Source organism: Microvirga zambiensis WSM3693 (genome assembly GCF_016735695.1).
In the GTDB taxonomy this organism is placed as follows: domain Bacteria; phylum Pseudomonadota; class Alphaproteobacteria; order Rhizobiales; family Beijerinckiaceae; genus Microvirga; species Microvirga zambiensis.
The window spans coordinates 1-22601 of the sequence record NZ_JAERQD010000032.1 but is presented as its reverse complement, the minus strand read 5'-3'; the positions used below and the strand labels follow the sequence as shown (position 1 = coordinate 22601).

The 22601-nt window shown below is 64.9% G+C and carries 24 protein-coding genes; 12 read left to right on the top strand and 12 right to left on the bottom strand.

Annotated features, from left to right (window positions below; translation table 11 throughout):
• Window positions 1-92 precede the first annotated feature (92 nt).
• Window positions 93-575 (top strand): META domain-containing protein, encoded by a 483-nt coding sequence (locus JKL46_RS21420; protein WP_201837148.1) that lies wholly within the window; start codon window positions 93-95, stop codon window positions 573-575.
• Window positions 576-727: 152 nt separating this feature from the next.
• Here the strand turns inward: JKL46_RS21420 and JKL46_RS21415 are convergent, their stop codons facing one another.
• The gene (locus JKL46_RS21415) at window positions 728-2824 is read right to left on the bottom strand and encodes an ABC transporter ATP-binding protein/permease (protein ID WP_201837146.1); all 2097 of its coding nucleotides are present in this window, start codon (window positions 2822-2824) and stop codon (window positions 728-730) included.
• A gap of 259 nt (window positions 2825-3083) precedes the next feature.
• Here JKL46_RS21415 and JKL46_RS21410 point away from each other — a divergent pair, with 259 nt between their 5' ends.
• The 4 genes from JKL46_RS21410 (at window position 3084) to JKL46_RS21395 (ending at window position 6984) form a co-directional block, all read left to right on the top strand.
• Window positions 3084-4178, top strand: a complete 1095-nt coding sequence (locus JKL46_RS21410) for a methionine ABC transporter ATP-binding protein (protein ID WP_201837144.1) — start codon at window positions 3084-3086, stop codon at window positions 4176-4178.
• Window positions 4168-4833 carry a methionine ABC transporter permease gene (locus JKL46_RS21405; RefSeq protein WP_201837142.1) on the top strand — a complete coding sequence of 222 codons (666 nt, stop codon included), beginning with the start codon at window positions 4168-4170 and terminating at the stop codon, window positions 4831-4833. Before JKL46_RS21410 ends, JKL46_RS21405 begins: the two co-directional genes overlap by 11 nt.
• Before the next feature lie 36 nt (window positions 4834-4869).
• A complete protein-coding gene (locus tag JKL46_RS21400) occupies window positions 4870-5658 on the top strand; it encodes a MetQ/NlpA family ABC transporter substrate-binding protein (protein ID WP_201837140.1) in 789 nt (262 codons plus the stop codon).
• A gap of 297 nt (window positions 5659-5955) precedes the next feature.
• The gene (locus JKL46_RS21395; RefSeq protein ID WP_201837138.1) at window positions 5956-6984 is read left to right on the top strand and encodes an ABC transporter substrate-binding protein; all 1029 of its coding nucleotides are present in this window, start codon (window positions 5956-5958) and stop codon (window positions 6982-6984) included.
• Window positions 6985-7032: 48 nt separating this feature from the next.
• On the opposite strand, the gene JKL46_RS21390 is transcribed toward JKL46_RS21395, so the two are convergent.
• Complete coding sequence (locus JKL46_RS21390; RefSeq protein ID WP_201837136.1) at window positions 7033-8112, bottom strand: flavodoxin family protein; 1080 nt, start codon at window positions 8110-8112, stop codon at window positions 7033-7035.
• A gap of 150 nt (window positions 8113-8262) precedes the next feature.
• Here JKL46_RS21390 and JKL46_RS21385 point away from each other — a divergent pair, with 150 nt between their 5' ends.
• Complete coding sequence (locus tag JKL46_RS21385) at window positions 8263-9090, top strand: aldo/keto reductase (RefSeq protein WP_201837134.1); 828 nt, start codon at window positions 8263-8265, stop codon at window positions 9088-9090.
• 3 nt (window positions 9091-9093) lie between these two features.
• Here the strand turns inward: JKL46_RS21385 and JKL46_RS21380 are convergent, their stop codons facing one another.
• The 6 genes from JKL46_RS21380 to groES all read right to left on the bottom strand — a co-directional run bounded on the left by JKL46_RS21380 (window position 9094) and on the right by groES (window position 13635).
• A complete protein-coding gene (locus JKL46_RS21380; protein ID WP_201837132.1) occupies window positions 9094-9903 on the bottom strand; it encodes an anti-sigma factor in 810 nt (269 codons plus the stop codon).
• Entirely contained in the window at window positions 9900-10406 is a 507-nt protein-coding gene (locus tag JKL46_RS21375; protein ID WP_201837130.1) for a sigma-70 family RNA polymerase sigma factor, read from the bottom strand. Before JKL46_RS21375 ends, JKL46_RS21380 begins: the two co-directional genes overlap by 4 nt.
• Before the next feature lie 56 nt (window positions 10407-10462).
• Window positions 10463-10849: a COG4315 family predicted lipoprotein gene (locus tag JKL46_RS21370; protein ID WP_201837128.1), complete on the bottom strand. Its 387-nt coding sequence runs from the start codon at window positions 10847-10849 to the stop codon at window positions 10463-10465.
• Between the two features lie 92 nt (window positions 10850-10941).
• The gene (locus JKL46_RS21365) at window positions 10942-11484 is read right to left on the bottom strand and encodes a VOC family protein (RefSeq protein WP_201837126.1); all 543 of its coding nucleotides are present in this window, start codon (window positions 11482-11484) and stop codon (window positions 10942-10944) included.
• 158 nt (window positions 11485-11642) lie between these two features.
• Window positions 11643-13289, bottom strand: a complete 1647-nt coding sequence (groL, locus tag JKL46_RS21360; RefSeq protein WP_201837124.1) for a chaperonin GroEL — start codon at window positions 13287-13289, stop codon at window positions 11643-11645.
• A 58-nt stretch (window positions 13290-13347) separates the two neighbouring features.
• Window positions 13348-13635 carry a co-chaperone GroES gene (gene groES, locus JKL46_RS21355; protein ID WP_201837122.1) on the bottom strand — a complete coding sequence of 96 codons (288 nt, stop codon included), beginning with the start codon at window positions 13633-13635 and terminating at the stop codon, window positions 13348-13350.
• Window positions 13636-14008: 373 nt separating this feature from the next.
• Here groES and JKL46_RS21350 point away from each other — a divergent pair, with 373 nt between their 5' ends.
• The gene (locus JKL46_RS21350; RefSeq protein ID WP_201837120.1) at window positions 14009-14443 is read left to right on the top strand and encodes a MarR family winged helix-turn-helix transcriptional regulator; all 435 of its coding nucleotides are present in this window, start codon (window positions 14009-14011) and stop codon (window positions 14441-14443) included.
• 1352 nt (window positions 14444-15795) lie between these two features.
• Entirely contained in the window at window positions 15796-16284 is a 489-nt protein-coding gene (locus JKL46_RS21345; RefSeq protein WP_246529442.1) for a PaaI family thioesterase, read from the top strand.
• Here JKL46_RS21345 and JKL46_RS21340 read toward each other — a convergent pair.
• Complete coding sequence (locus tag JKL46_RS21340; RefSeq protein ID WP_201837118.1) at window positions 16281-17126, bottom strand: DMT family transporter; 846 nt, start codon at window positions 17124-17126, stop codon at window positions 16281-16283. The two genes, JKL46_RS21345 and JKL46_RS21340, sit on opposite strands and share 4 nt — an antisense overlap.
• Window positions 17127-17334: 208 nt before the next feature.
• Here JKL46_RS21340 and JKL46_RS21335 point away from each other — a divergent pair, with 208 nt between their 5' ends.
• Together JKL46_RS21335 and JKL46_RS21330 are read left to right on the top strand one after the other, a co-directional pair.
• On the top strand, window positions 17335-18090 hold the full coding sequence (locus tag JKL46_RS21335) for a L,D-transpeptidase (protein ID WP_246529441.1): 756 nt from the start codon (window positions 17335-17337) through the stop codon (window positions 18088-18090).
• Between the two features lie 119 nt (window positions 18091-18209).
• Window positions 18210-18539 carry a DMT family transporter gene (locus tag JKL46_RS21330; protein ID WP_201837116.1) on the top strand — a complete coding sequence of 110 codons (330 nt, stop codon included), beginning with the start codon at window positions 18210-18212 and terminating at the stop codon, window positions 18537-18539.
• A 53-nt stretch (window positions 18540-18592) separates the two neighbouring features.
• Here the strand turns inward: JKL46_RS21330 and JKL46_RS21325 are convergent, their stop codons facing one another.
• The 3 genes from JKL46_RS21325 to JKL46_RS21315 form a co-directional block, all read right to left on the bottom strand.
• Window positions 18593-19309, bottom strand: a complete 717-nt coding sequence (locus JKL46_RS21325; protein ID WP_201837114.1) for a DUF2076 domain-containing protein — start codon at window positions 19307-19309, stop codon at window positions 18593-18595.
• A 69-nt stretch (window positions 19310-19378) separates the two neighbouring features.
• Window positions 19379-19975 carry an NUDIX hydrolase gene (locus tag JKL46_RS21320; RefSeq protein WP_201837112.1) on the bottom strand — a complete coding sequence of 199 codons (597 nt, stop codon included), beginning with the start codon at window positions 19973-19975 and terminating at the stop codon, window positions 19379-19381.
• Window positions 19976-19979: 4 nt separating this feature from the next.
• On the bottom strand, window positions 19980-20831 hold the full coding sequence (locus JKL46_RS21315; RefSeq protein WP_201837110.1) for an SDR family NAD(P)-dependent oxidoreductase: 852 nt from the start codon (window positions 20829-20831) through the stop codon (window positions 19980-19982).
• Between the two features lie 593 nt (window positions 20832-21424).
• Between JKL46_RS21315 and JKL46_RS21310 the strand changes: the two genes are divergently transcribed.
• The gene (locus tag JKL46_RS21310; RefSeq protein WP_425493289.1) at window positions 21425-21946 is read left to right on the top strand and encodes a tetratricopeptide repeat protein; all 522 of its coding nucleotides are present in this window, start codon (window positions 21425-21427) and stop codon (window positions 21944-21946) included.
• 126 nt (window positions 21947-22072) lie between these two features.
• Window positions 22073-22483 (top strand): DoxX family protein, encoded by a 411-nt coding sequence (locus JKL46_RS21305; protein WP_201837106.1) that lies wholly within the window; start codon window positions 22073-22075, stop codon window positions 22481-22483.
• Window positions 22484-22601: the final 118 nt, after the last annotated feature.

Below are 22601 nucleotides of genomic sequence, written 5' to 3'. Positions count from 1 at the left end.
CACTTAAAGAGACAAGACAACGTCACCTTGGGCGTTGCCTGAATGCGCAAGGCCCCTTATGGTCCGGGCGTTTTTCCGATGATGAGGTTCCGATGAACGCGCTCCGACTTGCGACATTTCTCGCGGCCCTGGCTGCCGCTTCCGGAGCGTACGCCCAATCGGCCGCGACAACGCTCGGCCGCCCGGCTGGCCCGACCCGTCAGGTCGACCCCAAGGTTCCGCAGCCCGGCCAGAACGGCAAGATCTTCCCCCTCGGCTCCTCCTGGGTGGCCGTGAGCCTGAACGGCAAGCCCTTCACCGGCGAGCGCCCGAGCTTCAAGCTCGACGACCAGCTGCGGGCCACGGGTTTCTCCGGCTGCAACACCTATGCCACAGCGGCCTATCCCCTGCGCGAGCAGGGATTGGCGGTCGGCCCCTTCGCACTGACGAAGCGGAGCTGCGACAAGACCGTCATGGCGATCGAGCAGGCCTTTCTCGTGGCGCTCCGCTCTTCGGCGAAATGGGACATCCAGGGCCGCAACCTGATCATCCAGACCCAGAACGGCGGCGAGCTGCGTCTCGAGCGCTCGCTGTAAGCCTCGGCTGTGTAGATACGGAAAAGGCCGGCTCGACGCCGGCCTTTCTTGTTTTTTCTCAGTGCCACTCCCGGCCTGCGGCTGCCGGGAATGACGCCCTCTCACGTCATGGCCGGCCTTGTGCCGGTGATGACGTGGGATGGGAGGGTGTCCTACTCCGCAGGCTCCGGCTCGCGCATGTCGACGGGCGTCGAGAGGCCGCCTTCCGTCTTCTTCATGTCGATGCGCCGGTCATGATAGGCGGTCAGCGTCGAGCGGTGGCCGATGGAGACCACGGTGGTGCCGGGGAGCTCGTCCTTGATGATGCGGTAGATATCCGCCTCGGTCGGTTCGTCGAGCGCCGCCGTCGCCTCGTCGAGGAACAGCCAGTCGGGCTTGGTCAGGAGTGCGCGGGCGACCGCGAGGCGCTGCTGCTCGCCGAGGGAGAGGGTCTGCGCCCAGTTGCGCTCCTCGTCGAGCCGATCCGCGATCTGCGGGAGCTTGGCATTGCGCAAAGCCTCCGCCATCTCGGCATCCGTGTAGGCATCGACCTTGCCCGGATAGGTCACCGCATCGCGCAAGGTGCCGATGGGGATATACGGGCGCTGCGGCAGGAGCATCATGCTCTGCCCCTCGGGCACGAGGATCTGCCCCTCGCCGAAGGGCCAGATGCCCGCGATGGCGCGGAAGAGAGTCGACTTGCCCGACCCCGACGGCCCGGTCATGAGGGTCCGCTCGCCCGGACGGAAGGCCAGCTCTTCCGTATGCATCAGGGCGCTGCCGTCGGGCAGGCGCACGTCCAGATCCTCCAGGCGCAGTTCCCGGCCCGCCTTCGGCTCGACCAGGAGCTTGCTCTCGCCGCCGACGCGCTGGGCCGATGCGATGGCGCCCTCGAAGGTGGTGAGACGGTCGAGCACGGCCTTGTAGTCGGCCAGCGTCGTGTAGATCGTGATGAAATAGGTGAGCGCCGATTCCACGCGGCTGAACGCACCGACCACCTGCTGCATCTGGCCGAGCGAGATCTTGCCGATGAAGTAATAAGGAGCTGTCAGGATGTAGGGCACCACCACGTTGGCCTGGAAATAGGCCGAGGTGAAGGTGTTGAGCTTGATGAGGCGGAACACGATCCGCATGTAATTGTCGACGACCTGTCCGAACCGACGTCCGAGGCTCTCGCGCTCGGCCCGCTCGCCGCCGAGAAGCGCCACCTGCTCGGTGTATTCGCGCAGGCGCGCCAGCGAGAAGCGGTAGTTCGCCTCCACCTTCTCCTGCTCGAAGTTCAGGGCGATCAGGGGCCGGCCGATGAGGTGCGTGACCCACGTGCCGAGAATGGCATAGCCCGCGCAGACCCAGACCAGCAGGCCCGGCACCTCCCAGCTCGTTCCCGGGAAGGTGAAGCCGGCCGAGATGGTCCAGAGGATCGCCACGAAGGAGACGAGGGTCGCGGCCTGGTTCATCAGGCCGACGGAGAGGGAATAGGTGCTCTCGACGAATTTGCGCAGGTCTTCCGAAATACGCTGGTCCGGATTGTCCGCGCCCCTTCCCATGATCTGCATCCGGTAATGGGTTCCGTCGCCGAGCCACTCGCGCAGGTAATAGGTGTTGAGAAAGGCGCGCCAGCGGATGGTGAGCACGTTCTGCAGCAGCACCTCGGTCAGCGCCATCGCCACGAACACGGCCGCGAGAGGCGTGAAGATGAGGAAGAGCTGATACCAGAAGGCAGCGGCGTCCTTCGCTTCAAGCGCATTGAACATATCGCGCGAGAAGAAGCTGAGACGGACGTTGAGCGCGACCTGAACGAGGTTGATCGCGATAAGGATGCCGATCATCCAGGTGCCGATCGTCCCCTCTCGCGCCCGCACGAGACCGATGAAGGGAATGCGGATGATGCTGTCGGCCTCGGACGTCAGGTAGAGATCGGCGATTCGGCAGATGGTCCGCACGACGGGAACGAAGGAGAGCCCGTAGATGATCGCCCCGAAGGCCGTTGCGCCGAGCGCGGCCGAGGGCGGCGGAACGTAGCCGGTATAGTCGCCCGTGATGGCGCCCGTGACCGCCCCGAGGATGAGCGCCACAAGCACGAGATGCGTCGCCGACAGCATCACGACGAAGATCCTCAGGAATTTGGGGATGTCCCTTGCGAGGAACACGAGCCCGGCGAGGGCCAGGGTGGAGAGAGGCAGGTAGAAAGGCACCTGGACCGCATCCGACACGGAGGCGATGAGGACGCACAAACCTACGAGTGCCAGCGCGATGCTCGCCTTGATCATTCATAACTCCTGCCGAGATCCGGCCCGGGCTCATGGAAACCTGGAACAGCCGGATCATGCGCTCTTGTGGCGAAAGAAAGGAGGAACTTCTCTCCTTTCGAAGCGATAGCAGTCTTGTGAGGAGAGCAACAGGCCGCTAAATGGCCTCTCGCGTTCGGCAAAACAGATTGTTTTGTTTAACGAACGAAAAGGTTGACTTAGAGAACGGGATGTTTCATGTGTCATATCGACATCCCGACGTCACTGAAAAGGCGACCTCATGAACGCCCATCTCGGATATCTCGGCGACCAGCACGCCCAGCGCCTTGTGCCGGCGGAGTCCATCGTGCGCCTGGAGAAGGTCTCGAAGACCTTTCCCGGCCGTGACGGCCAGCCCGTGACCGCGCTGCAGGAGGTCAGCCTCGCCGTGCCGCAGGGCTCGATCCTGGGCGTGATCGGGCGCTCGGGCGCGGGCAAGTCGACCCTGATCCGCCTCGTCAACGGCCTGGAAAAGCCCACCGCCGGCAAGGTGATCGTGGACGGCTCCGACATCGCGGCGCTTCCCGAAGCGGCCCTTCGTCACGCCCGCCGCTCCATCGGCATGATCTTCCAGCACTTCAACCTGCTCTCCTCGCGCACGGCGGCCCAGAACATCGCCCTTCCGCTCGAGGTGGCTGGCTACGACAAGGCCGAGATCAAGGCGCGGGTCGAGGAGCTTCTCGCCCTCGTCGGCCTCACCGACAAGCGCAACCGCTATCCCTCCGAACTCTCCGGCGGCCAGAAGCAGCGCGTCGGCATCGCCCGCGCGCTCGCCACCAAGCCCAAGGTTCTTCTCTCCGACGAGGCCACCTCGGCCCTCGACCCGGAGACCACCCGCTCGATCCTCGATCTGCTCGCGCGCATCAACCACGAGCTCGGGCTGACCATCCTGCTGATCACCCACGAGATGGCGGTGATCCGCAACATCGCCCGCGAGGTCGCGGTGATCGAGGGTGGGCGGATCGTCGAGCAGGGCGACGTGTTCGAGGTGTTCACCCGGCCGCAGCACGAGGTCACCCGGTCCTTCCTCGCCGACGAATCCGGCCGTGCTCTGCCGCCCTACGTGCAGAACAGGCTGACGCCCGAGGCGACGCCCGGCAGCCAGGCCGTGATCCGCATCGGCTTCCGCGGCCCGCACGCGACCGATCCGGTTCTCGCGCGGCTCGCACGCGATCTCAACATCGAGACGAACATCCTCTCCGGCTCGGTGGACGAGATCGCCGGCCGCCCCTTCGGCACTCTCGTGGTCGGCGTGCCGGAGCAGGTCCTCGGCACCACCCTCGATTTCCTGAACAAGCACGGTCTCGATACGGAGGTTCTCGGCCATGTCGCCTGAGATGATCAACCTCATCGCCAATTCCACCGGCGAAACGCTTTACATGGTTGCCGTGGCAGCGCTGATCGCCACCGCCTTCGGCCTGCCGCTCGGCGTGTTTCTCGCGACCTCCGGCAAGGGCGAGCTGTTCGCCGCGCCGTGGGTCAACCGCGTCATCGGCGTGATCGTCAACGCCACCCGCTCGACGCCCTTCATCATCCTCGTGGTCGCGATCATTCCCTTCACGCGTCTGATCGCCGGCACGTCCATCGGCACCAATGCGGCCATCGTGCCGCTGACGATTGCGGCAACGCCCTTCATCGCCCGCCTCATCGAAGGTGCGATCCGTGAAGTGGACCAGGGCCTGATCGAAGCCGCGCGCGCCTTCGGCGCCACGCCGCTCCAGATCGTGCGCAAGGTGCTGATCCCGGAAGCCCTGCCCGGCATCGTGCTCGGCCTCACGCTCGCCGTCGTGTCGCTCCTCGGCTTCTCGGCCATGGTCGGCGCGGTCGGCGGCGGGGGCTTGGGCGATCTCGGCATCCGCTACGGCTACCAGCGCTTCATGCCCGACATGATGCTCGCCGTCGTGGTCGTGCTGATCGTCCTCGTTCAGGCCGTGCAGACCATCGGCGACCGCCTCGCACGCCATCTCAACAAGCGCATCCGCCACGCCTGACCATCGAAGAAAAAGACTGCACAAGGAGTAACAAGAATGTCCCTGAAGAAACTCGGCCTTGCCGCCATCCTCTCTCTCGCCGCCTTTCCCGCTCTCGCACAGCAGACGCAGACCATCCGCATCGGCGCGACGCCCGGCCCGCATGCGCAGATCCTCGAAGCCGTGAAGCCGATCGCCGCCAAGAAGGGCCTCGACATCAAGATCGTCGAGTTCTCCGACTACGTGGTGCCGAACACCGCGCTTGCGGGCGGCGACATCGAGGCGAATTCGTTCCAGAACCAGCCCTATCTCGACAACCAGGTCGCCGACCGCGGCTTCAAGATCGAAAGCGTCGGACTCACCGTGAACTTCCCGATCGGCATCTATTCGAAGAAGCACAAGAGCCTCGATGCGCTGCCGAACGGCGCCACGATCTCGATCCCGAACGATCCGACCAACGGCGGCCGCGCGCTCATCCTCCTGCAGGACAAGGGCCTGATCAAGCTGAAGGACGGCACGGGCTACAAGCCGACGCCGCTCGATATCACCGACAATCCGAAGAAGCTGAAATTCGTCGAGATCGAAGCCGCGCAAGGACCGCGCGTGCTCGAGGACGTGGACGCTTCGGTCATCAACACCAATTACGCAACCTCGGGCGGCCTCGATCCGGTGAAGGATCCGATCGCCCGCGAGAACCCGAAGGGTCCCTACGTGAACCTCATCGCGGTGCGCAGCGAGGACAAGAACAAGCCGTGGGTGAAGGCCCTCGTCGAGTCCTATCACACCCCCGAGGTGAAGGCGTTCATCGAGGAGAAGTTCAAGGGTTCGGTGCTGACGAGTTGGTAAGAGCCGGCGGTTCCCGCTGGCTCGACAGGAAGCCCTCATCCTGAGGAGGACCGTCAGGTCCGTCTCGAAGGACGAGGGCGTCTCCAGTGTCTACTGGACCCTCCTTCGAGACGCGGCTTCGCCGCTCCTCAGGATGAGGAAGAGTTTTAAGGCAGACTTCAAGGCCGGGCCCATGCCCGGCCTTTTTCATTGCGCAATCGGCGTGCACCTTGACAAAGAAGCCGGCTAAGTTTCCCATCGCATGTCTCGAAGCGACAAGAGGCGGCAGATGAATGCCGACCTCGAGGAGGAAACCTCATGCGACTCTCATGGATGGGCCTTGCCCTGACGGCGGCTGTTTGCGCCGCGCCGTTCGCGGCGCAGGCCCAGGCGCCGATCACCATCTACTGCTCCATTCTCGAGGAACAGTGCCGCGTCGGCGTCGCCGCCTTCGAAAAGGCGACCGGCGCCAAGGCGACGATGGTGCGCAAGAGCACCGGCGAGACCCTGGCGCAGATCCGGGCGGAAGCCGCCAATCCGCGCGCCGATGTGTGGTGGGGCGGACCGGGCGATTCCCACATCCAGGCGGCCGAAGAAGGGCTGACGGTGGAATACAAGTCGCCCAAGCTCCCGGAGTTGCACGACTGGGTGCAGCGCTTCGCCGAGCAGGCGAACTACCGCGCGACGGGCACCTATCTCGGCGCGCTCGGCATCGGCTACAACACAAAGGTGCTAGAGAGCCGCGGACTGCCCGAGCCGAAATGCTGGGCCGATCTTCTCGATCCGAAATACCGCGACGAGGTGCAGGTCTCCGATCCGAACTCGTCCGGCACGGCCTATGTGTTCCTGGCCTCGCTCGTCCAGCTGATGGGCGAGGACAAGGCCTTCGACTACATGAAGAGCCTGCACAGGAACGTCAATCAGTACACCAAGTCGGGCGCCGCTCCCGTCAAGGCGGTAGCGCTCGGCGAAACCGGCATCGCCATCGCCTTCATGCACGACATGGTGACGATGATCGCCGACGGCGCGCCGGTCAAAACCCTCGCGCCCTGCGAAGGCACCGGCTACGAAACGGGCTCGATCTCGGTCGTGAAGGGCGGCAGGAACACGGAGACGGCGCAGAAATTCGTGGATTGGGCGCTCTCGTCCGACGCTCAGAAACTCGTCGGCGCCGATCTGAAGATCTACTCGATCGCATCGAACAAGAGTGCGCCCGTCTCGCCCGATGCGCCGAAGCTGTCCGAGATGAAGCTGATCAACTACGACACAGCCAAATACGGCTCCGTCGCCGAGCGTACGCGACTGCTCAAGAAGTGGGACGCCGAGATCAAGTCTGCGCCGAAATAGGCAAACTCGAAACGCCTTGAGCGAGGCCGGGCCATAAGCCCGGCCTCGTCATTTCTGCCGCGGCTCCTTCAGATTCTCGCCGGCCGTCACAAGCTTTCCAGCCCGCTTCGCCTTCACCGCCTCAAGCAGCGTCCAGGCGGCATTGCGCACTTCGTCCTGAATGGCCCGATCCTGATCGAGCTCCTCATGGCTCGTGGCATAAGGCTTCCAGTAGCCGATATAGCGATCGATTTCGGCGGCGGTTCCGGCCGGCACGAGATCCATGGAGCGCAGCCAATCGGACAGGCTGCGACGAACGCTCTCCGCGCCCTCCGTATCGCCGTGCACGACGACGGAGAACAGCCGGCCGGCGAGGTGCTTCGGGTAATCCCAGCCCTCGAGCTCCAGCCTCTTGGCGATATCGGTCTTCTTGCCCTGCGTCGAAGTCGGGTCGGGGTTGCCGCCATCCGCGCAGACGAGCCGGTCCATCATCAGTTTCAGGGGCGACGTGACCTGATACCAGTTCACCGGCGTGACGATCATGACGCCATGCGCCGCGACCCAGCTCGGATAGATCTCGTTCATCCAGTCATTCGTCTGCCCGAGCGAATAGTTCGGATAGCAGGAGCACGGCCAATGGCACAAAGCCGCCGCGGTCGAGAAGCACGCCTTGCAGGGATGGATGTGGCGCCCGTACTCCGCGGCGAGCCGGCTGAGTTCGAGCACCTCGACCTGCGTGTTCTCCGCACTGCCGAGAACCTGCTGGGCAATTTCAACGATGCGATAGCTCTTGGACATCTCGCCGGGGCAGGTGTGCTCGCTGCGCGACGAGGCCGAGATCAGGAGGAAGCGGGAAGGACCGCCCGCATCCTCGTGCCGCTTCTGCGCATGGTCGATCGCCTCTCTCGCGGCGATCCAGTCGACGGCGAGATCGTAGTCGGGATCGGCGAAGCCCGGGCCGGCCTTGCGGGTCTTCGGGCTCTTGCGATGATGGCTGTAGGCATCCCAGGCAGCATTGGCGATGCGCTCGAGCTCACCACCGAGCGCCTCAAAGGCCGGATCCTGGAATTGCTGCAGAAACCGCTTCCGGAACTCACCTTCGTCAAGAGTCGGGTCGGGCGTGCCCTTCCGCGCGTCTGGAATGTGCAAGAAGAGCTCCTATGTGAGAGTGGCCGGCCGTTCAGCTTGCAACGCAGGGTCGCCATGCCGGTTCCGGCATGGCACGGGCCGGCTCCGATCATTATGTGCTTATCCCGCCTCAGCGCGGCCGCCCTGCCGCAACTTCCTATGGAGCAGCCTATGTCGACCATTCCCACGATCCGCCTGAACGACGGCAACGCGATGCCGCAACTGGGCTACGGCGTCTGGCGGGTTTCCAACGACGAAGCCGCCAGTGCCGTGGGCGAAGCGATCAAGGCGGGCTACCGCTCCATCGACACGGCCTCCATCTACGGCAACGAGGAGGGCGTCGGAGAGGCCATCGCGGCAGCGCCCGTCTCCCGCGACGAGCTTTTCATCACCACCAAGGTCTGGAACGACCGCCACGGCTACGACGAGACGCTGCGCGCCTTCGACGAGAGCCTTGCCCGCCTCAAGCTCGACAATGTCGATCTCTACCTCATCCATTGGCCCGTCGCCGGCAGCGAGGCCTATCGCGACACCTGGCGCGCTCTGATCAAGCTGAAGGAAGAGGGACGTGCGAAATCCATCGGCGTCTCCAACTTCATGGTGCAGAATCTGCAGCGCCTGATCGACGAGACCGGCGTGACGCCCTCCGTCAACCAGATCGAGCTTCATCCCGGATTCCAGCAGAAGGAGTTGCGGGCCTTCCACAAGGCGAACGGCATTGCGACCGAATCCTGGAGCCCGCTCGGACAGGGCACGCTGTTCGACAATGAGGCGCTCGCAGCCATCGCGCGCAAGCACGGCAGGACGCCGGCGCAGGTCATCCTCCGCTGGCATCTGGATCAGGGCCTGATCGCGATTCCGAAATCGGTGACGCCGGCGCGCATCCGCGAGAATCTCGACTTGTTCGGATTCAAGCTCGATGCGGAGGACATGAGCGTGATCGAGCGCCTCGACGATGCGGACGGCCGCGTCGGTCCCAACCCTGCCGTTTTCGCCTGACCGCTACGAGCGGCTCTTCGCGGGGTCGCTCGTAGCCTCGAACTGCTTGTAGATCGTCTCGGCGATGGGAAGGAGCTGCGCGCGGTCCACCCTCGCCGAGACCACATAGGACAGGCCTTTCTCGATCCAGGAGAAGGCGGAGACGCCCTCCTGCGTTTCGAAGCGGAACGCAGTCCGCTCCTCGCCCCCGTCCGAGCGCGCATAAAGCGTCAGGCGGCCGCCGCCGGCATCCTCGTACATGAAGAGCGCGGCCGGCTCGTTGCCCGCGGGCAGGAGACGCCCGCCGATGAGACGATAGCCCTGAGCGTTCAGGTTCGGCGCGAAGAGCGGCTTGCCGACCCGGCGCGACAGCCATTGCACGAGATGCGCTTCCTGATCGGCGGGCACTTCGACCGGATGCAGGCGCTCGCTCACATAGATGCGGTGGGCGGCGATCGCGCTGCCGGCGGCATCGGCGATCTCGTCCTGCCCGCGTGACCGCGACGCCCACCATACGCCCCCGAATCCGCCCAGAACGCCGCCGATCGCGAGCCAGGCGACGGCTGCCGCAATGGCGGCAGGACGGAAGATGGACGAACGGCGCCGGGACGCGAGAATGTTGGCGACGCGCAGGCGCGAGGGAACGGGTTCCTGCGCCTTGAAGGCCAGCCTTGCGCGCAGGGCGTCGCGCTGTTCGATCTCGCGGCTCACCTGCTCGGCAAGGGCCGGCTGATCGGCCAGATAGAGCTTGATCGCCTCGAACCGGGCGGACGGAAGCCGGCCGTCGACGAAGGCCTGCAGATCGTCCTCTCCGATGGGTCGCTCGCCCGTCACTTCACTCTCCTCAAGACGGCGCTACGCCCGTTATCCATGAAATCCCTCAAACGCGCCCGCGCCCGGCTCAGGCGCGACATCACGGTGCCGATGGGAACGTCCAGCACTTTGGCGGCCTGCTCGTAGGACAGGTCCTCCACCCCGACGAGAAGCAGGATCGAACGCTGCTCTTCCGGCAGGGCGTCGAGGCCCACGAGGATGTCATGCAGGCTGGCATGATTTTCCGGGCTGGTGCCGGGCGCCGGCAGATCGTTCAGGGCCTCGTCTCCCACATGGGCGCCGCGCGACCGGCGCTGGCGCAGGCCATTGAGAAACAGGTTGCGCTGGATGGCGAAGAGCCAGGCCCGCAAATCCCCGTCGCGACGCTGGCTCCAGCGGCCGATAGCCCGTTCCAGTGTGTCCTGGACGAGATCGTCGGCCCCCTCGTCATCCCGCAGCAGCGCCCAGGCATAACGTCTCAACGCCGGAATCTGCGGTTCGAGGAGGGAGGCGATCTCGTCCAAGGTCAGTCCTCGGTTTCCCGTATCATTCAACGCCCGGCGGCAGACCGATGCAAGATTTACGGGGCCGCGATATGCCAGACGTTGTTGACGCCGTCGCCCGTGACCTCGCCCGGCTTGGTATCCTTGACCCAGAGATAGAGCGGCTTGCCCTTGTAGGCCCATTGCTTGGAGCCGTCGTCGCGGGTGACCACGGTCCAGTCGCCGGAGGCGGCAGCGCCGGCTGCCACCATCAGCGGGGGCCAGTTCGCGGCGCATTGGCCGTTGCAGGCCGACTTGCCGCCCGCATCGCGATCGAAGGTGTAGAGCGTCATGCCTTTGGCGTCGACGAGAGCCTTGCCCTTGCTCGTGTCCGCCACCTTGGCAGGCGCCATTCCTTGGGCGAATGCGACAGAGGCGGCAACGAGGGCTCCAGCCAGGATGGCGGGGCGCAGCAATTCTTTCATGGGGTATCCTCCTAAGGCCGTTTGTGACCACACCCAAGAAGACACGCTGCGAAGCCTCCTATTCCCGCAGGCTTGAGAATTGTTTCGCAGCCTCACCGTCCGCCGGAGTTGAAGCCGGCCTGGGGATCGAGCGGCTCGCGCAGCTCGATCCGATGGCGCCCGTTGTCCTGGATCTGGGCCGTCCTGTAGGTGCCGTCGAGCTCATCCTCCGGCAGTTGGAGGATGTCGACACCGGCACGGCGCAGGCGGGCCACCTCCCGGTCCACGTCGGGCACGATGATGCTCACGACCGGCGCCCGCGTCGGCTGGACGGCGGCGGTGCTGTCGGGTTCGGGCTGCAGGACGTGATCGGTCTCGTTGATCTCCAGAAGGAAGCCGCTGCGCTCCAGGATCGCCCGCCGTCCGGGAACGAGGTTCTGGCTGCCGATCAATCGGAAGCCGAGATTGTCCCGGTACCATTGCACGCTCTCGTCGAAATCCGGCGTGCGGATCGAGGCCGAGCTCGGCCGGGGTTCGGAGGCGGCATAGGCAGTCGCCGCGGTCAGCGCGAGACCGGAGAGGGCAAGCTGTGCAACCAGGAAAGCGCGCGGCAGGATCCGCCGCCCCATCGACAAGAATGATCGCCCTGCTGTCACGGTCCAATCCTCGCTTAGCGGCATGATTCTTAGCCGTATACACATGAACGCCTATCGCGGCGGATTGTTTTCTATGCAGGGGAGCCTTCCCGCGACTGCAACGAGAAAGCCCCGGATTTCTCCGGGGCTTCCCTTAACTTTCAGGCTTTTTGGACTTCTTAGAAGTCCATGCCGCCCATGCCGCCCATGCCGCCGCCCGGCATCGCCGGAGCGCTCTCGCGCTTCGGAGCCTCGGCAACCATGGCCTCGGTGGTGACGAGCAGGCCTGCGACCGAAGCCGCGTCCTGCAGAGCCGTGCGGACGACCTTCGCCGGATCGACGATACCGGCCTGGAGCATGTCCACGAACTCTTCCGTCTGGGCGTTGAAGCCGAAGGTGTCGGACTTCGTGTTGTCGTTGATCTTGCCGACAACGATGGAGCCTTCGACGCCGGCGTTCTCGGCGATCTGACGGAGCGGAGCCTCGAGCGCGCGCAGCACGATCTTGATGCCGGCCTGGACGTCCGGGTTGTCGGTGGTGAGCTTTGCAACCGCAGCCTTGGCGCGCAGCAGAGCCGTGCCGCCGCCGGGGACGATGCCCTCTTCCACCGCAGCGCGGGTGGCGTTCAGAGCGTCGTCGACGCGGTCCTTCTTCTCCTTCACCTCGACCTCGGTCGCGCCGCCGACGCGGATCACCGCGACGCCGCCTGCGAGCTTGGCGAGACGCTCCTGGAGCTTCTCACGGTCGTAGTCCGAGGTGGTCTCCTCGATCTGCGCCTTGATCTGCGAAACGCGGGCCTCGATGTCGGCCTTCTGGCCGGCGCCGTCGATGATCGTGGTGTTTTCCTTCTCGATGCGGACGCGCTTGGCGCGGCCGAGCATCGGCAGGGACACGGTCTCGAGCTTGATGCCGAGGTCTTCGGAGATCGTCTGGCCGGCGGTGAGGACGGCGATGTCCTCGAGCATGGCCTTGCGGCGGTCGCCGAAGCCCGGAGCCTTCACGGCAGCGATCTTGAGGCCGCCACGCAGCTTGTTGACCACGAGGGTGGCGAGAGCCTCGCCTTCCACGTCCTCGGCGATGATGAGGAGCGGCTTGCCGGTCTGAACGACGGCCTCGAGGATCGGCAGCATGGGCTGGAGCGAGGAGAGCTTCTTCTCGTGGATGAGGATGTAGGGATCCTCGAGCTCGGCCACCATCTTCTCGGCGTTGGTGATGAAGTACGGCGAGAGATAGCCGCGGTCGAACTGCATGCCTTCGACGACGTCGAGCTCGGTCTCGGCGGTCTTGGCTTCCTCGACGGTGATGACACCCTCGTTGCCGACCTTCTGCATGGCATGGGCGATCATCTCGCCGATGTCCTTGTCGCCGTTGGCGGAAATCGTGCCGACCTGGGCGACCTCGTCGGAGGACTTCACCTTCTTGGCGCGGGACTGGATGTCCTTCACGGCCTCTGCGGTGGCGAGATCGATGCCGCGCTTGAGGTCCATCGGGTTCATGCCGGCGGCAACCGACTTGGCGCCCTCGCGGACGATGGCCTGGGCCAGAACCGTCGCGGTGGTGGTGCCGTCACCGGCGATGTCGTTGGTCTTCGAGGCCACTTCGCGCACCATCTGGGCGCCCATGTTCTCGAACTTGTCGGCGAGCTCGATCTCCTTGGCGACGGTGACGCCGTCCTTGGTGATGCGCGGAGCGCCGAAGGACTTCTCGATCACCACGTTGCGGCCCTTGGGACCCAGCGTGACCTTCACGGCATCGGCGAGGATGTCGACGCCGCGCAGCATCTTGTCGCGAGCATCGGAGGAGAACTTAACGTCTTTGGCAGCCATGGGCTATGCCTCCAGTTAAATTGAAAATCGTGGGATGAGGGCTTTTCTCGAAGGCTGATCAGCCGACGATGCCCATGATGTCGGATTCCTTCATGATCAGGAGATCCTGACCGTCGATACGCACCTCGGTGCCGGACCACTTGCCGAACAGGACGCGGTCGCCGGCCTTCACGTCGAGGGCGGCAATCTTGCCGTTCTCGTCACGGGCGCCGGGGCCGACGGCGACGACTTCGCCCTCTTGCGGCTTTTCCTTGGCGGTGTCCGGGATAATGATGCCGCCGGCCGTCTTCTCTTCGGCCTCGATGCGGCGGACGACGACGCGGTCGTGCAGCGGACGGAACTTCATGGAACTTCCCCTTTGACTATTGGCACGGCCCCTCTGGCCGTATCCAGGTCTTTGCGGCTGTTAGCACTGTGCGATGACGAGTGCTAACGCTGGCCGCGAGATAGTCATAGCCGCGGAGCGAGTCAAGACGCCTGCCTCATCGTCAGCGCGGTTTCCTAGCGCATCGTGCGGACCCAGAGGGCCGCGTCAGCGACCCGAAGGACCACGCCAGTGAAAAGTGGACCCGGTTTACGCTTGCGCGGCCCGCTGGGTCCGCTCCGAACGATGCGCCAGCCAAGAGAAGGGATCATCGGATTGGATCCCAAAAGTGGGTCCTCTTTTGGGTCCGATGCTCTGGCCTTGACGCCTCCTAAGGGCGGGTCATGATCGTTACATGACCGACCTCGAAGCCATCGGCCGAACCTGTTTTGCCCTCCATGCCCGCATGACGGCCCGCCTCCTGAGCCGGGCCTACGAGGCCGCCCTGCGGCCTCTCGGGCTGAAGCTGCCGCAATTCGGCATTCTCGGCGCGATCGGCCATGGCGCGACGGTGTCCGAGACGATCCTCGCCGAACGGCTGGGCCTGGAGCGGACGACCCTGGTGCGCAACCTGAAGATCCTCACCCAGAACGGCTGGATCGAGCCAATCCCTGAAAAGGGACGCGGCCTGCGACACAGGCTCACGCCGGCCGGCCAGACGCTCCTCGACGCGGCGATCCCGCTTTGGCGGCAGGCGCAGGAGCGGCTCGAGGCAAGGCTCAACGGCACGGATGCCGAGGAGGCGCGCATGGCGATGCGGGCACTCCGGAAGGCGGCTTATCCTTCGTGAAGCGGGCCCGAGCTTCATCATGAGGCGCCTGCACCTCGACCTTGTCATCCCCGCGGCGGGGATCCGGAGCCACGCCGTCTCAGGACGAGACGATCCGCGTCGCGCATGGTTCTGCGGCGTCGGCGGTTCTGGATCCCGGCCTGCGCCGGGATGACAGCGCCATTCCGGTCTTGCGATCCTGGATCTTCGCTGTGCTTCGTCCGGGATGACGTTTCCCTCGCCGTCATGCCCATCCTCTGCCCTCATCCCCGTCCCCTCGCCGTCATTCCCATCCTCTGCCCTCATCCCCGTCCCCTCGCCATCATGCCCGTCCCCTCGCCGTCATCCCACCCTGCGCCGTCATCCCCGCCCCCTCGCCGTCATGCCCGGGCTTGTCCCGGGCACCCACGTCTTAAGCAGCGTTGTGGTTCTCAAGACGTGGGTGGCCGCAACAAGTCCGGCCATGACGGCGTAGGGGATGATGAATGTGAATATCAAAGAGCCAGCACCGTCGGGCCCGGAGCCTGTGGCTCCGAGCCTTTGGGTAATCGAGGGTGGCGCGACGGGCAGCCCGGCTCGATGATGGATGGAAATGCGATGAGCCGAGATGCCTCTTCGCGCACGGCTTCTTCAGGCGGACAGGAGAGGCCGGCCCGGTGACCGTTCAAGGCGGGATCCGTCTGCTCGACGGGGGCCTTGAACCGATTCCGACCACCGGCCCGCATCCTGGGCCTCCCATCGACAGGCGTGCGAGGCCTGCCATGGGACCGTGCCTGCCTCCACACTGCGACGCCTCGCGAGCGCGCCCCTCGTCAGAGGCAGGTCTTGTGCAAGGGTGTAGCCAAGATTGGGAATGATGTCAAGAACAAAGTGAGAACATAACATCACGCTCCCGTCCTGCTTCGTCCTGCCGCCTCGCCCCCTCGTCCCTCCGCCGTCATGGCCGCACTTGGTGCGGCCACCCACGTCTTCGAGAACCGCCACGCTGCCAAGACGTGGGTGCCCGGGACGAGTCCGGGCATGACGGCGAGGGGATGGGGATGACGGGAGAGGATGGGTGACAGCAGAGGGTCGCATGACGGAGAGGGTGCCATGAGGGGTCGTGTCATCCCCGGCGGCCGCCGGGGATGACACCCTCGCGTCATGGCCGCACTTGATGCGGCCACCCACGTCTTCGAGAACCGCAGTGCTGCCAAGACGTGGGTGCCCGGGACAAGCCCGGGCATGACGGCGCGGGTGTCATTCGCGATCCGAGAGGCGCCGCGCTTTACCGCATCGGGATCACCGGCACTGATCCCCGGCGGGCCGACGCCAAAGGCATTGCACCGACGCCAATCCAAGCATACTGTGCATCTACACAGATGGAGGTCGGCATGCTTGAGCGGGTGCACGGAATCGTAACTCGGGATGTTCTGACGGCCGAGCCGGGCTTGGCCTTCCTGCGCGGCCTGCTCGAAGGCCGGCATCCGGCTCCGCCCTTCGCCCGTTCGACCAATGTCTATCTGACTCATGTGGAAGAAGGCCGGGTGATCTTCGAAGGCGAGCCGACGGAGGCTTTCTTCAACCCGCTCGGCACCATCCATGGCGGCTGGACCTCCGCCATCCTCGACAGCGCCATGGCCTGCGCCGTCCATACAACCCTCCTTGCCGGCCAGGGCTATACGACGGTGGAGATGAAGCTCAATTTCGTCCGGCCGATCCTGCCGAATACCGGCAAGGTCACCTGCGAAGGCACCCTCATCCATCGCGGCGGGACGCTGGCCACGTCGGAGGGCAAGCTCTTCGACGCCAAGGGCAAGCTTCTCGCCCATGGCACCGAGACCTGCATGATCTTCGACGCGGCGGCCCGCAAGGCAGCCTAACGCCGGGATGTCAGCATCGCCGCACCGACGATGAGGATGCCGCCGCCGAGCGTCGCCCAGGTCGGGACCTCGCTGAACACCCCGAAGCCGATCAGGACCGCCCAGATCAGCGCCGTGTATTCGAGCGGGGCGAGCCTTGCCGCCTCGGCCTTGGCATAGGCCGTCGCCATGAGCACATGGCCGATCACGCCGAGAACGCCCATGAGCAGGAACCAGGTGAGGTGGGAGTAGTCCAGGGGCTGCCAGGCCCAGAGGCCGAACGGCGCGACCAGGATGAACGGCCCGAAATTCTGGAAGATGACGATGTGCAAAAACTTGTCGCGCTGGGCCCTCTGGCGCAGGAGCACGAGGCTCAGCGCATAAGTGACCGCCGAGGTCAGCGCGGCGGCGACGCCGGCCCATGACCGGGTCGCGCCCGCATCTGCCGTCTGGCCGAGCACCACGACGAGCGTGCCCGCGAACCCGATGGCAATGGCGCCGACGATCCGGGCATCGACCTTCTCGCGCAGGAGCAGCATGCCGAACAGGGCGATGAACATCGGCGACAGGAAGGACAGAACCAGGGTTTCGGCCAGCGGCAATTGGCCGAGCGCATAGAAGAAGCTCACCGCCGTCACGACCGCGATCACGGAGCGGAGCGAATTGGCGGCGATGGTCTCCCGGTTCGGCCAGCCGGGCCTCAGGACCGCAACGACGCCGGCCACGACCAGCGAGCCGCAGGCGAAACGCAGAAGGGCGACCTGGAGGGTCGGATAATGGGCGGACATCCCCTTGATGAACGCATCCATGATGGACAGAACCGCGATACCCGCGGCCGCCCTCAGGGCGGGACCGAATTGCATGATGTCACGACGATATGAGAGCGGCGTCCCGGGATGAGCGCCGTCGAGGCCACGGCTCTTACCGCACTTTCATAAGGGCTTCATCCCTCTTTTCGTCGGATCGACAGGAAAGCGCACTTCCAAGTCGGAGCATAAATTCCGCTAGCTTGGCGGAAACAAAAGCCGCGCTTGCCGTTTATTCTGCAAGACACCTAGACAGGAAACTTCAATGCGCGCTTGGACCTCTTGCTCCGCAATGCTTCTGGCGATCTTGCTGCCTGCTGCCGCCTCCGCGCAGCCAATTGCCAGGAACGGCAATTTCTACGGCAATACCTATATCGCGCCCGGCTACGACTATCCCTATGCTCGCGCCGAGGACGGCTATCGCGAGAGCTATCCTCTCGTGACGCGCCCCGCCGCGCCGGCCTATCGGGGCCAGCGCGTCGCCGGCTACCCCTACGACGTGACCAGCACGGGCAGCGTCGCGACCCTGCCGCAGGATTACGGCACCGGCTACGACAACAGCATCGATTACGCGATCTCGCCCGAGTTCCAGCGCCAGATCGTGGCCTATCGCGGCACGGAACGTCCCGGCACGGTCGTCGTCGATACCAACAACAAGTTCCTCTATCTCGTGCAGGATGGCGGCCGGGCGATCCGCTACGGCATCGGCGTCGGCCGCGAAGGCTTTGAGTGGAGCGGGCGTCAGACCGTGTCGATGAAGCGCGAATGGCCGTCCTGGCGTCCGCCGGCCGAGATGATCCGCCGCCGCCCCGACCTTCCGCGCTTCATGGAAGGCGGCCCGGACAACCCGCTCGGCGCCCGTGCGCTCTATCTCGGCTCCTCGCTCTACCGCATCCACGGCACCAACGAGCCGCACACGATCGGACAGGCCGTCTCCTCCGGCTGCATCCGCATGCTCAACGACGACGTGGTCGATCTCTACAGCCGCGTCCGGGTCGGAACGACCGTGCTCGTGATCTGATTGCAGCACATCGCGTCACCCTCAGCTTCCGCGATGGCCGGGCTCGCCCCGGCCATCGGCTTTTTGAGAATCGCGTGACGTCTGGTGTAAGGCATCAGCGTCTCGGGATGAGTGCCGTCATGAACTACGTCTATCTCTTCACCGCCATCCTCTGCGAGGTCGTCGCCACCTCGGCGCTCAAGGCGGCCGAGGGCTTTTCACGCTTCTGGCCGTCGGTGATCGTGATCGTCGGCTATGGACTGGCCTTCTACTGCCTGTCGCTGACCATGCGCAGCATTCCCATCGGCATCGCCTATGCGATCTGGTCAGGCGTCGGCATCGTGCTGATCGCGGCCGCGGGCTTCATGCTCTACCGTCAGCCTCTGGACCTGCCTGCCCTGATCGGCATGGCGCTCATCCTGGCAGGCGTCCTCGTCATCAATCTCTTCTCGAAGACTGCCGGCCACTGAAATTGAAAACGCCCGCCTGAGGCGGGCGCTTCCGTTGCCGACGAAGGCCGGCCTTACGTCCAATCGCCGTCATCGCCACCATCCGAAAAGTCCTCGAAATCCTGGTCCTGCTCGTCGGGGGGATTCTCATGGGGATTCTCATAGAGTGAATCCGTGATGCTCGCGTTGTCGGCGTCAGTCGCCTGATCGGTGCCGTCGAGACCGGCTGCCGCCGCCGCTTGGCTCACGGGGTTGTTGTCGCCGCCGAAGGCATGGCTCAGGGCGTTGGCGAGCATCACGCCACCGGCGACGCCGGCCGCCGTCGAGAGTGCGGAGCCGAGGAACCCGCCACCGCCGCCGCGCTGCATCGCCCCCCCGCCCCAGGGACCGCCGGGCGCGCCGCCCATCATGCCGCCCTGCGGAGCGCCGTATTGCGGCTGCGAAGGGTGCGGCTGGCCCCAGGGCGAAGCCTGCCGGGCGGGCGGGGCGTTGTAGGCCGGGCCGGGCGGGCGCGAGCCGCCGCCGCCGAAGATGCTGGAAAGGAAGCCGCCCTGCTGTGGCTGATGCATCGCCTGTTCGAGTTCGGCGCGCAGCTGCTCGTTCTCGGCCTGAAGATTGGTGAGGGCCTGTTCCTGAACGAAGACCGCCTGCGCCATGGCATAGGGCGCGTAGGGCTGCCGACGCAGCTTCTCGGCGATGTAGCGCTCGGCCTCCGGCTCGCGCGGCTGGTTCGCCACCTGCTCGAGGCGCCGGAAGATGTCGTCGATGACCTGGCGTTCCTGATCGTTCATGGCCTGCCTCCTTCGAGGATCATTGCAAGGGTCATTGCAGGAATGATGTAAGCGCCTCACCCGCTTTTGTTAGAGGCGCACGAGGCCGGCCTCACGCATATTCGCGAGCGCCTGCGGGGCGATGCTCTCGAGGTCGAAAAGCGCCCGCCATTCTGCGCCATGCACCTCCCGCAAGTCCGGCAGCAGCGCATCGCCCTCCTCTGCCCGGATCACATAGCGGATATCGTGGTGCCAATGCTCGGGCTCGTCCCGCTCCGGCCGCGCCGGAATGCGGTGGCTGTCGATGTCGATGGGAAGACCGGATGTCTCGTGCCAGGGATCGACCGCAAGCCCCCGCATGCCGGTCTCCTCCAAAGCCTCGCGCAGGGCCGAGCCTGCAAGGCTCTCCGGCGCTTCGTAATGCCCGCCCGGCTGCAGCCAGCGCCCGAGGGAGCGATGATGGATGAGCAGGATCCGCTGCCCCGGCACGTCGAGGATGAAGGCGGAGGTTGTCACATGGCCTGGGAAGGTACGGCGGGAATGGATGTGGTCGCCGCTGTCGATCTGGCGGCGCAGGATGGCATGCCTGTCAGCCGGCACGCCGAAGGCACGCGCGTGCTCATCGAGCATCGCCGCGACATGGCGGCGGAAGGCGGCGGGGTCGAAGCCCGAAGAGGAAGCGTCCAAGGCGTCAGCCTTCCATGATCTTCGTGAAGGCATCCTTGTAGTCGGCATGCCAGCGCGAGAGCGGCGGTCGGTTCGCGACGATGTCGTCCGCCGCCCAGCGGATGCGCTTCTCGTCCATTTCCCGTGTCGTCTCGCCGTCCGGGCACAGCACGTAGAAATCGCCCTTCCACATCGACGCTAGCAGAAACTCGACCGTCTGCTCCGGCGTCCAGGCGCCGGCCGGCTTTTCGGTGACGCCGCGGGCTTTGGTGAAGCCCGTATAGACGAAGCCGGGAATGAAGAGGTGCGCGCTCACCCGGCAATCGGGACGATTGCGCAGATCGTGAGCCAGGGCCTCGGTGAACACCTTCACGCCGGCCTTGGAGATGTTGTAGGCGGTGTTGCCGGGCGGCGTGGTGATGCCCTGCTTGGAGCCGGTATTGACGATGGCGCAAGGCGTCTTCTGATCGATCATGGCGGGCGCGAAGGCGTTCACGCCGTTGATCACGCCCCAGAGATTGACGTCGAGGATCGCACGCCAGCGCCCTGGGTCGCCGAACATCTGCCCGCCGCCCTCGGTGCCGGCATTGTTCATCAGCACCGCGACCTCACCGAAGGCGGCGTAAACCTTCTCCTTGAGGCTCTCGACAGCCTCCGGCCGGCCGACATCGGTCGCGACGGCAAGCACCTTGTCCGCCTTGCCGGCGACGCGCGCCACGTCCTCGGCGGCCCGCTCGAGCGCATCGCCGGGGAGATCCGCGAGGCAGACCTTCATCCCGAGCTCCGCGAAGCGCTTGGCGGCGGCGAGCCCGATGCCGCTTGCGGCTCCGGTGATGACGGCAACGCGGTTCGGGCCAATTGCAGGGTGCTGGGCCATCGCTTGGATCCTTCGTTCTTGCTTTGGAGATGTGTGCGATTCGACGCTGAGGCCAAAGTGACGCGCTGCGGCGCATTCGCCAAGGGCCGCGCCATGCCAGCTTGACCGTTGCGGATTCCCACGATTTCGGCGAGGTCGTGAGGCGGCGTTCTCAGAAATGCCCTGAAATGGGCAAAAGCCCGCGTCACGATGCCGATGCAGGGGTAGTGACTTAAGTTTGCCTCTTCCCTGTCATTCCGGGGCCGCGCAGCGGAGCCCGGAACCCATAACCGCTGAGGATGCAACAGAGAGGCGGCAAGCGTTTCGCGCTCTTCTGAACCGTCGGCGGTTATGGGTTCCGGGCTCGCCTGCGGCGCCCCGGAATGACGGGGTGGGGCCAAACTGAGCCACAAAAGATGCGGGCAATTTCGTAGGGGGAAAGCAATTTCCGGCCGCCGGGTGGAATAAAGCCCGGGGTCTCGATGTTCTTGGAGACTGGACCATCCTTCCAGGAGGACATGATGAACCATCGCAGCGAAGCAATACACCGTCTCGGCTTGCTGGCAGGCGCCTTCGTCCTGTCGATCGGTACCGCGTGCATGCTCACCCCGGCCATGGCCGCAGGTGAGAGCGGAAGCTCGGGCGGCAGCGGCGGCGGCAGCGCCGGGGGTGGCAGCGACAGCGGCGGACGCAGCAGCGACACCAACATGACGACCTGTCCGCGAGGCCAGATCTACAGCCAGAGATCCCGCCGATGCGTGCAGGCCCGCAGCGAGATCCTGACGGACGAAGCCGTGACGGATTATGCCTATGCCCTTGCGCAGGCCGAGCGTTTCGACGAGGCGCTCGAAGTGCTCGACATGGTGCAGAATCCGAACACGCCGAAGGCCCTGAACTATCGCGGATACGTCACGCGCAAGCTCGGACGAACCGAAGAGGGCATCGGCTATTATCTCAAGTCCGTCGCGCTCGATCCGCGATATGCCCAGGTGCGGGAATATCTCGGCGAAGCCTATGTCGTTCAGGGCAAGGTCGACCTCGCGCGCGAGCAGCTTCAGGTCATCCAGACCCTGTGCGGAACGGAATGCGAGGAATACCGCGATCTGGCGGAAGCCATCGAAACGGCTCCGCGATGAAGCGGTAGCAGACTAGAGCGGTTTCCACTGACGTGGAATCAGCTCTTCTCTTTGGTGTGCCGCATTTTCTACGGCGAACCAGATCCGGTTCGCCGTCGGGAGATGCTGTTCTCAAGGGATGGTGAAATGAACAGGCTTCAGGCGCCGCTCGCGTTTGCGGCAAGGCTCATGCTGGCCTTCATCTTCATCATCGAAGGCTGGGACAAGATCCAGGCTTACGAGGGAACGCAGCAATACATGGAAAATTATGGCGTTCCGGGGCTGCTCCTGCCCCTCGTCATCCTGACGGAGCTCGGAGGCGGGCTGCTCATCGCCTTCGGTTTTCAAACGCGACTGGCCGCGCTGGCACTCGCGGGCTTCTGCATTCTGACCGCCATCCTCTTCCATCGCGACATCGCGGATATCGGCGAATTCATTCACTTCAACAAGGATATCGCGATCGCAGGCGGTTTCCTGCTTCTCGTGGCATTCGGTGCGGGAGAATGGTCGCTCGACGCGATGCGGACACGGCGCGCGGGATCGAGAGTGGAGGTTTGAGCGACTGCTTATCCGCATAGTGCGCGGGTTATACCTCTCCCTGAGGGAGAGGTCGCGCCGGAGGCGCGGGTGAGCGACTGTCTTGTTGGTCAAGGGTTTTGTTGGCGCCATGGCTGGT